Raw genomic sequence first — 10,262 nt, forward strand, 5'->3', positions numbered from 1 at the left:
TCCGCCCCCGGCGCACCACCGCAGTCCCCTCCGCGTCACCGCTCCGACCTCCCAGCCCAGGAAGGCTCCTCCGATGGCCTCCGTGCCCGTCCAGATCGACCTGCTCAGCCGCACCCCGTCGCCGCACACCGCCCCGTCGCCGCGGACCGCCCCGTCCGTGTGCGACCCCGCGCTCGTGGACGGCCCGTGGACCCTGGACGCGGTCCCGGGGCTGCCGCTGCCCGCGCCGAGCTACGGGGCCGGCGCGTCGCGCCTGGACGTCGCCCCGCCCACGACCCCCGTGCAGCAGCAGATCCCGGCCGAGTACCGGCGGACGCCGGAGCCGGAGCTGGCGCAGCGGATCCAGGCGGCGAAGGACGCGCTGGGCGAGGAGCTCGTCGTCCTCGGCCACTACTACCAGCGCGACGAGGTCGTCCGCTTCGCCGACGTGGTCGGCGACAGCTTCCAGCTGGCGCAGGCGTCGCGCGCCACGACGGCCCGCTACGTCGTGTTCTGCGGGGTGCACTTCATGGCCGAGACCGCGGACCTCCTCTCGCGCGAGGACCAGGTCGTCGTGCTGCCGAACCTCGCGGCGGGCTGCTCGATGGCGGACATGGCCGACATCGACTCCGTGACGGCCTGCTGGGAGCAGCTCGAGGCGCTGTACGGCACCGAGCCCGACGCCGACGGCCGCGTCCCCGTCGTGCCGGTCACGTACATGAACTCCTCGGCGGCGCTGAAGGGGTTCTGCGGTGACCACGGCGGCATCGTCTGCACGTCGTCCAACGCCGCCCAGGTCCTGGAGTGGGCGTTCGCGCGCGGGCAGCGCGTGCTGTTCTTCCCCGACCAGCACCTGGGCCGCAACACCGCCAAGGCCATGGGCGTGCCGCTGACGCAGATGCCGGTGTGGGACCCGCGCAAGCCGCGCGGCGGGAACTCCGCCGAGTCCCTGACCGACGCCCGCGTCGTGCTGTGGCGCGGCTGGTGCTCGGTGCACCAGCGGTTCACGGTCGAGCAGATCGCTCAGGCGCGCGCCGAGAACCCCGACGTCCGCGTCGTCGTGCACCCCGAGTGCCCCGCCGAGGTCGTCGACGCGGCCGACGCGAACGGGTCCACCCAGTTCATCCAGCGGGTCGTCGACGAGGCTCCCGCGGGGACCGCCTTCGCCATCGGCACCGAGGTGAACATGGTGCGGCGCCTGGCCGACGCCCGACCCGACCTCACCATCACGTGCCTCGACCCGGTGATCTGCCCGTGCTCGACCATGTACCGCATCCACCCCGCCTACCTGGCCTGGGTGCTCGAGTCGCTCGTCGCGGGGACCGTCGTGAATCAGGTCAGGGTCGCCGACGACGTCGCCGCCGCGGGCCGGGTGGCGCTCGAGCGGATGCTCGCGGTGCGCCCGTGAGCGCGCTCTCAGGGTCACCGGCCGAGCGCACCGACGTGCTCGTCGTGGGGGCCGGCATCGCGGGCCTCACGGCGGCCCTGGAGGCGGCGCGGACCCGGTCCGTGGTGCTCGTGACGAAGACCTCGCTGGGCGACGGCAGCACGCACTACGCGCAGGGCGGGATCGCGGTCGCCAGCGGCCGCGACGACGTCGCCGCGCACGTCGCGGACACCCTCGCCGCGGGTGCGGGTCTCGCGGTCCCCGCTGCGGTGCAGGCGCTCTGCGCCGCCGGCCCGGAGGCCGTGCGGGTCCTCGCCGAGCGGGGCGTCGCGTTCGACCGCGGCGACGACGGGCACTGGTCGCTGGGCCTGGAGGCCGCGCACTCGCGGCCGCGGATCCTGCACGTCGACGGCGACCGGACCGGCGCGGCCATCTCCGCCGCGCTGTCCGCCGCCGTGCGCCGCAGCGACGTCGACGTGCGCGAGCAGGCGTTCCTCGCCGACCTCGTCGTCGAGGACGGCCGCGTCGTGGGCGCCGACGTCCTGCTGCCCGGCCCGGACGGGCGCGACGTCCGCCGGCGCTTCCTCGCGTCCGCGGTCGTGCTCGCCACCGGCGGAGCCGGACAGCTGTTCTCCCGCACCACGAACCCCGCGGTGGCGACGGCCGACGGCCTCGCGGCGGCCTGGCGGGCGGGCGCCGACGTCAGCGACCTGGAGATGTACCAGTTCCACCCCACCGCGGCCGCGCTGCCGCGGCCGTTCCTCGTGTCCGAGGCGGTCCGCGGCGAGGGCGCCGTGCTGCTCGACGCGACCGGGCACCGGTTCATGCCGGACGTCGACCCCCGCGCGGAGCTGGCCCCGCGCGACGTCGTCGCCCGCGCGATCGCGGCCGCCATGGGCCGCACGGGCGGGCGGCCCGTGCTGCTCGACGCGACCGGGGTCTCCGCGCGGCTGGGCACGCCCTTCGCGCAGCGGTTCCCCGGGATCTCGGCGCTGTGCCGCGAGCAGGGGCTGGACCCCGAGACCGACCCCGTGCCGGTCACGCCCGCCGCGCACTACTGGATGGGCGGGGTGCGCACCGACGCCGCGGGGCGCACGAGCCTGCCCGGGCTGTGGGCCGCGGGCGAGGTGGCGTGCACGGGCGTGCACGGCGCCAACCGCCTCGCCTCGAACTCCCTGCTCGAGGCCCTCGTCACGGGCGGCCGGGTCGTGGCGGACCTCGACGCCGACGGGCCGCCCGCGCAGCCCGGGCCGGACGAGGACGTCCGCACCGTCGCCGGTCCCGCCGCCACGGTCGCGGCCCACCTCCCGCGCCGCGACCTGCAGGCCGCGCTGTGGGAGCACACGGGGCTGGTCCGCGAGGCGGCCGGCCTCGCGGTGGCCACCAAGCTGCTGACGCCGGAGGAGGAACCCGTGACGCTCGACGCGGCGGCGGAGGTCCACCGCGGGACGCGGGAGGACGCGAACCTGCTGCTCGCGGGACAGCTGCTCGTGACCGCGGCCACGGCGCGCGAGGACAGCCTCGGCGCCCACCACCGCAGCGACCACCCGGCCCCGCCGCGCGCTGCCCGGCGACTGACCCTGCGGAGGACCCCGTGCTGAGCTCCCACGCCGCCGCGGCCGCCGTGGTGGCGGCCGCCCTCGCCGAGGACGCCCCGTGGGGCGACCTCACCAGCGACGCCGTCGTCCCCGCGGGGTCGCTGGCCTCCGCCGAGCTCCGCGCGCGCGAACCCGGTGTCCTCGCGGGCGGCGCGGCCGTGCACGAGGCGTTCACCCAGGCCGCCCGCCTCGCCGGCACCGCCGTCCGCGTCACCGACGTCCCGGCCGACGGCACCGCGTTCGCCGCCGGCGACGTGCTCGGGCGCGTGGCCGGCGACGCCCACGCCGTGCTGCGCGCGGAGCGCGTCGCCCTGAACCTGCTGCAGCACCTGTCGGGCGTCGCGACCACCACGGCGGCGTTCGTCGCCCAGGTCGCCGGCACCCGCGCGCGCGTCGTGGACACCCGCAAGACGACGCCCGGCCTGCGCGCGCTCGAGCGGGCCGCCGTGCGCGCGGGGGGCGGGCACAACCACCGGTGGTCGCTGTCGGACGCCGTCCTGGTGAAGGACAACCACCTCGCGGTCCTCACGGCCGGCGGGCTGGACGTCACGACCGCGCTGAAGGCGGTGCGGGACAAGGTGCCGCACACGACCGTGGTGGAGGTCGAGGTCGACTCCCTCGACCAGCTGGACGCCGTGCTCGCGGCCGACGTCGACGTGGTCCTGCTCGACAACTTCTCCCTCGCCGACCTGGCCGAGGGCGTCCGGCGGGTCGCGGGCCGCGCGCTCGTCGAGGCCAGCGGCGGGGTCCGGCTCGACACCGTCCGCGCCATCGCGGGCACGGGCGTGGACCTGGTGTCGGTCGGGGCGCTGACGCAGAACTCCCCCACCCTCGACATCGGGCTCGACATCGCCCTGGTGGCGGCGGCGTGATCTACCTCGACCACGCCGCGACGACCCCGCCGACGCGGGAGGCGCTCGAGGCCGCCTGGCCCTACCTCACGCAGGTCACGGGGAACCCCGCCAGCGCGCACGAGGTCGGGCGCGCCGCGAAGGCGGGTCTCGACCTGGCCCGGGAGACCGTCGCGGAGGTGCTGGGCTGCCGCCCCGGCGAGGTGGTGTTCACCTCCGGCGGCACGGAGGCCGACAACCTCGCGGTGACCGGGATCAGCACCGCGACCCCGCGCGGACGGCACGTCGTGACGACGGCCGTCGAGCACCCCGCGGTCCTCGAGACCGCCCTCGCCCTGCGGCAGCGCGGCTTCCGCGTCGACGTGGTCGGCGTCGACGCGACCGGCACCGTCGACCTCGACGCGCTGGCCGCGCTCGTCACCGACCGGACGACGCTCGTGTCGGTGATGACGGCCAACAACGAGGTCGGGACGCTGCAGCCGCTCGCGGAGGTCTCGGCGCTCTGCCGCGCCCACGGGGTGCCGCTGCACACCGACGCCGTCCAGGCCGCGGGCCACCTGTCCCTCGACGTCGACGCCCTGGGCGTGGACGCGGTCTCGGTGTCCGGGCACAAGCTCGGAGGGCTGCGCGGCGCGGGGTTCCTGCACGTGCGCGGCGCGGTCGCCCTCGACCCCCTGCTGCACGGCGGCGGGCAGGAGCGGGGCCGGCGGTCGGGCACCGTCGACGTCGCCTCGGCCGTCGCGACGGCCGTCGCGCTGCGGCGCGCGGACGAGGCCCGGGTCCACGAGGCGCCGCGGCTGCGGGCCCTGCGCGACGACCTCGTCGCCGGGGTCCTCGCGCGCGTCCCGTCCGCGGTGCTGACGGGCCACCCCGTGCGCCGGCTGCCGGGACACGCGTCGTTCTGCTTCGCCGGCGTCGGGGGCGAGACCGTCCTGGCGGAGCTGGAGCGGTTCGGCGTCGTCTGCTCGAGCGGATCCGCCTGCGCCGCGGACTCCGACGACGCCTCCGCCGTCCTGCTGGCCATGGGCATCGACGCCGACCTGGCGCGGACCGCGGTGCGGTTCACGCTCGGGGCGACGACCACGGCCGACGACGTGGCCGAGGTCCTGCGCGTGCTCCCCGCCGCCGTCGGCGCCGCGACCGTCGGCTGACGGCGCCGCGCTCCAGCGCGCGGGATCCGGGACAGCGGGCACACTCGTCTCTCGACCGCGCACCCGGCCGGCCCGCGTCCGACGGAGGACCCCCGCATGAGCACGACACCGCCCGCCGGGACGGGAACGGTCGAGGTCGGGGCGCCGACGCGGCAGCAGCTGCGCACCACCGTGCTCGCCGCGTCGTTCGGCAACCTCGTCGAGTGGTTCGACTTCACCACCTACGGGCTGCTGGCCACGACCATCGCCGTGCACTTCTTCACCGCGGAGGGCGCGGCGGAGAGCAGCACGCCGGTGCTGCTCGCGTTCGCCACGTTCGGCGTCGGGTTCCTGGCCCGTCCCCTGGGTGGCCTCCTGATCGGCCTCTACGGCGACCGCAGGGGCCGCAAACCGGCGCTGCTGCTGTCCATCGGCCTCATGGGGGCCTCGACGTTCGCCGTGGCGCTGCTGCCCGACCAGTCCTCGATCGGCCTGGCCGCGCCGCTGCTCCTCGTGCTGCTGCGTCTGCTGCAGGGCGTCGCGGCCGGTGGGGAGTGGGGCGGGGCCGCGTCGTTCCTCGTCGAGTGGGCGCCCACGCGACGCCGCGGGCTGTTCGGCAGCGTGCACACGGCCACGATCTTCGTCGGCACGCTGACGGGTTCCCTGACCATCGCGGCCCTGACCGCGGGGCTCGGCGCGGACGCCATGGGCGACTGGGGGTGGCGGATCCCGTTCGCCATCGGGGGCGTGCTCGCCCTCATCGCCATCCCGGTGCGGCTGCGCGCCGAGGAGACGCCGGTCTTCCGGGCCGAGGCCGCGCACGCCGCGGACGCCGCCGCGGGTGCCTCCACCACCGGGACCACCACGGCCGGGACCACCACGGCCGGGACCCTCGCCGCCGAGCGTCCCGGGGTGGCCGCGTCGATGCCCACGACCCGACGGGCCCTGCTCCGCCGGCTCGGGTTCACGTTCTGCCTCGTCGGGATGCAGTCCGCGGCCGTCTACACCTACACGAGCTACTTCCCGACGTTCGCCCAGCGGTACACCACGAACGGCGGTGAACCGGTCGGGGCCGACGCGGCGCTGTTCTCCAACGCCCTGGCCAGCGTGGTCGTCATCGCGGTCGTCGTGGCCTCCGGCACGCTGTCCGACCGCGTCGGCCGCAAGCCCGGCATGGTGCTCAGCTGCTTCCTGGTGCTGACGCTGTCCTACCCGCTGATCTGGCTCGCCTCGACGGCCGACAGCCTGGCGGTGACGGTCGCCGTGCAGTGCGCGCTCGCCGCGTCCGTGGCCGTGTTCCTCGGCTGCCTCCCCGTGGTGCTGGTCGAGCTCTTCCCCGCCCGGGTGCGGGTCGCTGGCCTGAGCACGTCCTACAACATCTCCTCGGCCGTCTTCGGCGGGTTCGCCCCGCTGATCGCGAGCGGCCTCGTCGACGTGACCGGGTTCCCCCCGAACGCGTCGCTGTGGGCGGTCACGGCCGCCGTCGTGTCCACCGTCGCCGTCCTGTTCTTCCGGGAGACGCGCGGCGTCGACCTGGCGTGAGGCCCGCGGCGGCGTCGGGGCGCGCCCGCGCCGACCGCTCCCGCGTCAGGCGAGCAGCGGGACGGTGTCCACGAGCTCCCAGGGTCCGCCGAGGTAGCGGTGCACCGCAACGCCTCTCGCGGCCACCGTCCACGGCGTGAACCCCGCGCCGAGGTCGGCGACGAGGGCCCGGGCCGCGGCGGGCGCGAGGAAGTTGGCGACCGTGACGTGCGCGGCGAACCGCTGGGCGTCCTGACGGGTCAGCCACGGCGAGAAGCGCCGGGCGAGGTCGGCGCGCAGCGCGTCGAGCTCCGCGGAGCGCAGGACGAGCGCCGCCCCGCGGCCCAGCGAGCGGACGCCGGTGACGTCCACGCCGAACTGCTCCCGGCGGCAGGCCTCCCCCACCTGCTCCAGCACGGTCGGCAGCTCCTCGCCCGGCAGCTGGTGGAACAGCGTGACGTGCGCGCGCAGCTGGTTGCGCTCCGGCGGGAAGTGCCGCTCGCGCAGCGCGTCGAGCCGCTCGGCGTCGGCGTCCGCGAGCGCCAGGGCGAGGACGAGCGGGGCGCTCACCGGGTCAGGACGACCCACGCGCCGAACACCGCGAGGAGCGCGGCGACCGCCGCGAGGGCGACGCCGGCGATCCACCAGCCCCGGTCCGGCCCGCCGGCGCGCAGGTGGCGCACGGAGGCGGTCCCGCTCACGGCGGCGATGACGAGCGCGAGCGGGAAGAGCGGGCCGCTCACGACGATCGCCACGATCCCCGCGACGACGACGGCGATGGCGCCGGTCGAGGCCTGGCGACGGGGCGGGGCGGCGGGCACCCGCCCAGTCTCGCACCCCGGACGCACGACGGCCGCCGCACCCCGGTGGGTGCGGCGGCCGGCGTGGACGCGGGTGTCGTCAGTCGATCGCGATCACCGTGGGCGTCGGGGAGTCCCCGAAGGTCATCCACCCGAGGTAGCGGGTGCCGGGCTCGAGGCCCGACCAGCCGAGCGAGAAGGTCGCCGGCTCGCCCGCCGTGACCGGCACGGGGTTCGGGTCGACGGTGAGGTCGCCCTCGGTCGTGTCGGGCGTCACGGCGTAGCTGGTCAGCTCGTACGGCGCCGACGCCTTCCCGGGGGCCGCGGCGTAGCCGGCCACCTGGACGACGTACGTGCCCGCCTCGGGGGCGAGGACGTCGATCAGCTCGTCGGCGGACGCCGTGGCCGAGACCGCCACCTGCTCGGCGGTGCCGTCCGCGGCGAGCCGGAACAGCCCCAGGTCGAGGTCGGAGAGCGGGTCACCGGCGCGGACGTCGAAGCGGGCGAGCGTCGTGCCCTCCGCGATCTCGACCCGGTACTGGTCGTCGGCGCCGGGCGCGAGGTCGCCCTCGCCGGTGGAGCCGGCCGCGAGACCCGCGGTCGTCACGGGCAGGTCGCCCGAGACGCCGGAGGTGACGGTGACGTCGGTGCTGCCGGCGGTGCCCGTGCCGGTCACCTGGTCGGGCGCGACGACGGGGATGGGCTTGAGCGCGATCGGCGAGCGCACGGACAGGTTCGCCCCCCGCCACGTCAGCGAACCCGTGGCCCACTCCTCCTGCTCGGCCGTGGTCCGCGTGAAGGTGACCGTGAACTTCTTGGTCTCCCCCGGCGCGTTGAACACCAGGACGCTCGGGGTGACGCGGACGTCGAACCCGGGCACGGTCGCCGTGGCGTTGAACAACCCGGCCGTGGTCGACGTCACCGACCGGGTCACGGTCTGCTCGCCCGCGAGCGAGCCGACGGCGATCGAGGCCTGGTTCAGGTCGCTCGGGTCGACGGCCTCGACGCCGGTGCCCGTCTGGATGCCCGCCCCCTCGAGGAAGGCGACCCAGTCCGGCGCCGCGGAGTCGTAGACGAGGCCCGGGTTCAGCATCTTGGTCGGGTCGACGAAGCCGGCCCCGCCGTCGAAGGGGTTGCGGTTCTCGCTGCCGTCGGCGTTCACGAGCGCGCGGGAGGTCGTCATCATGGCCGACTTCACGGCCATCGGGGACCAGCGCGGGTTGACGCCGAAGTAGAGGGCGGCGAGGCCCGCGATGTGCGGGGCGGACATCGAGGTGCCCGAGAGCGACCCGAACAGGTTGCCGCGGTTGGGACCGGGGGCGACACCGGCGATGACGCCGACGCCCGGGCCCGCGATGTCGGGCTTCAGGACGTCGCCGTCGGTGGCCGCGGTCGGGCCGCGCGAGGAGAACCCGGCGATCTGCGGGGTGGGCGTGCTCCTGACGGTCGTGCTGCCGACCTGGAACTGGGCGGTCGGCTTCGCCGTGGCGGCGATGTAGGCCTTGACGCGCTCGCCGGCCCTGGTGTCCAGGTGCACGGTGGGGACGGTGTGGGCGTCGGCGTCGACCGAGTTCGGCGTGGGGTTGACGAGCACCATGCCGGCGCCACCCACCCGCGCGACCTCCGCGGACTTGGCGACGCGGTCGCTGACCCCGCGGTTGCAGACCACGATCTTGCCCTTGGCCTGCGCCGAGAGGGTGCCGGCGATGCAGTTGGCGACGTCCGCCGCGGGCTTGCCCGCCACGGCGACGGCGCTCGAGAGCACCAGGTCCCGGGAACCGAGGGGCTGCTGGACGAGGCGCGCCCCGACGAGCTTGGTGCCGTCGCCGAGCAGGACCGTGCCCTCGCGCGGCACGGCGGTGGCCGCCGCGACCGTGGTGAGCCACGGGCTGGCGTGGTCCAGCGTCGAGGCGCCGGGGCCGGAGTTGCCCGCGGAGGCGGAGACGAAGATGCCCGCCGACGCGGCGGACAGGAAGGCGAGCTCGACCGGGTCGTTGACGGTGGTCGCGGGCCCGCCGCCGACGGAGTAGTTGATGACGTCGACGCCGTCGGCGATCGCGGCGTCGATGGCGCCGACGATGTCGGAGGTCATGCAGCCGTCGTCACCGCCGGGCGCGGCGGACCAGCAGACCTTGTAGACGGCCAGCGACGCGGCCGGCGCCATGCCGGAGGTCTTGCCGTAGCCGGCCTTGTCGATGGTGGCGGGGACGCCGTTCAGGCCGACCGCGGTGGTCGCGGTGTGCGTGCCGTGCCCGTCGCCGTCGCGCGCGGAGAGGAACTCGTACTGGCCGAGCCCGGCCACGCCGCCGTTCGCGGCGAGGTAGCCCTCGCCGAAGGCGCGGGCTCCGACGACCTTGGTGCTGCAGTTCGCCGCGGTCCAGCCCGCACCCGTCTCGCAGGTGCCGCGGAAGGTGCCGCCGTCGTTGCGGCGCTGCACGACCGTGCCGGACGCCGTGCGGTAGGCGGTGTACGGCGCGCCCGCGGTCGGGGCCGAGCCGAGGGGCTTGCCCGCGACGGAGGGGTGCTCGGGCCACAGGCCCGAGTCCAGGACGCCGACGACGACGCCCGCCCCGGCCTTGGCCACGCCGCCGGTGGCGGCCCACACGCCCTGGTTCCCCGTCAGGCCGAGGTAGTCGGGCGTGGCGGTGGTGTCGAGGTGGCGGACCGAGTCGGGCACGACCGACAGGACCCCCGGCTGACCGGCGAGCTTCTGCGCCTGCGCGGCCGACAGCGCGGCCGAGAACCCGTTCAGGGCCACGGTGTAGCGCTGCAGCGGCTGCACGCCGGCGCTGCGGGCGACGTCGGTCTGCTCCTGCAGGAGGCGGGCGCGGTAGTCCACCGCGGCGCGCTGGGTGACGTCGACCCCGCCGCCGGGGGCGGTCTTCAGCTGCGGCAGACCGGGCAGCGACCCGTCGTACTCGGCCATCGAGTCCGAGGCCAGCGTCACGACGTAGCGCCCGTCGGAGAAGGCGGACGCGGCGGGCAGCGCGGACGGG

The 10,262-nt window shown here is 76.1% G+C and carries 8 protein-coding genes; 5 read left to right on the forward strand and 3 right to left on the reverse strand.

Annotated features, from left to right (window positions below; genetic code table 11):
- Nucleotides 1–73 precede the first annotated feature (73 nt).
- The 5 genes from nadA (at nt 74) to GTR02_RS02710 (ending at nt 6,487) form a co-directional block, all read left to right on the forward strand.
- Nucleotides 74–1,387, forward strand: a complete 1,314-nt coding sequence (gene nadA / locus GTR02_RS02690; RefSeq protein ID WP_166605929.1) for a quinolinate synthase NadA — start codon at nt 74–76, stop codon at nt 1,385–1,387.
- Nucleotides 1,384–2,967 carry an L-aspartate oxidase gene (gene nadB, locus GTR02_RS02695; protein ID WP_166605930.1) on the forward strand — a complete coding sequence of 528 codons (1,584 nt, stop codon included), beginning with the start codon at nt 1,384–1,386 and terminating at the stop codon, nt 2,965–2,967. Before nadA ends, nadB begins: the two co-directional genes overlap by 4 nt.
- Nucleotides 2,964–3,836 (forward strand): carboxylating nicotinate-nucleotide diphosphorylase, encoded by an 873-nt coding sequence (gene nadC / locus GTR02_RS02700; RefSeq protein WP_166605945.1) that lies wholly within the window; start codon nt 2,964–2,966, stop codon nt 3,834–3,836. Before nadB ends, nadC begins: the two co-directional genes overlap by 4 nt.
- Nucleotides 3,833–4,966 (forward strand): aminotransferase class V-fold PLP-dependent enzyme, encoded by a 1,134-nt coding sequence (locus GTR02_RS02705; RefSeq protein ID WP_166605931.1) that lies wholly within the window; start codon nt 3,833–3,835, stop codon nt 4,964–4,966. The genes nadC and GTR02_RS02705 overlap by 4 nt, the downstream gene beginning before the upstream one ends.
- Before the next feature lie 96 nt (nt 4,967–5,062).
- Nucleotides 5,063–6,487, forward strand: coding sequence for an MFS transporter (locus tag GTR02_RS02710; protein WP_166605932.1), 1,425 nt, complete (start codon nt 5,063–5,065; stop codon nt 6,485–6,487).
- Between the two features lie 45 nt (nt 6,488–6,532).
- Here the strand turns inward: GTR02_RS02710 and GTR02_RS02715 are convergent, their stop codons facing one another.
- The 3 genes from GTR02_RS02715 to GTR02_RS02725 all read right to left on the reverse strand — a co-directional run.
- A complete protein-coding gene (locus GTR02_RS02715) occupies nt 6,533–7,036 on the reverse strand; it encodes a 2'-5' RNA ligase family protein (protein ID WP_205708507.1) in 504 nt (167 codons plus the stop codon).
- Complete coding sequence (locus GTR02_RS02720; protein ID WP_166605934.1) at nt 7,033–7,287, reverse strand: hypothetical protein; 255 nt, start codon at nt 7,285–7,287, stop codon at nt 7,033–7,035. The genes GTR02_RS02715 and GTR02_RS02720 overlap by 4 nt, the downstream gene beginning before the upstream one ends.
- 79 nt (nt 7,288–7,366) lie before the next feature.
- The coding region (locus tag GTR02_RS02725; protein WP_166605935.1) for a S8 family serine peptidase at nt 7,367–10,262 on the reverse strand (2,896 nt) is incomplete at its 5' end.

Origin of the sequence: Kineococcus siccus, assembly GCF_009906795.1 — a bacterium.
In the GTDB taxonomy this organism is placed as follows: Bacteria; Actinomycetota; Actinomycetes; order Actinomycetales; family Kineococcaceae; genus Kineococcus; species Kineococcus siccus.

What these genes read in the sequence shown, in the direction of transcription:
- nadA (WP_166605929.1), top strand. Translation starts at nt 74, where the DNA reads ATGGCCTCCGTGCCCGTCCAGATCGACCTGCTCAGCCGCACCCCGTCG.
- GTR02_RS02710 (WP_166605932.1), top strand. Translation starts at nt 5,063, where the DNA reads ATGAGCACGACACCGCCCGCCGGGACGGGAACGGTCGAGGTCGGGGCG.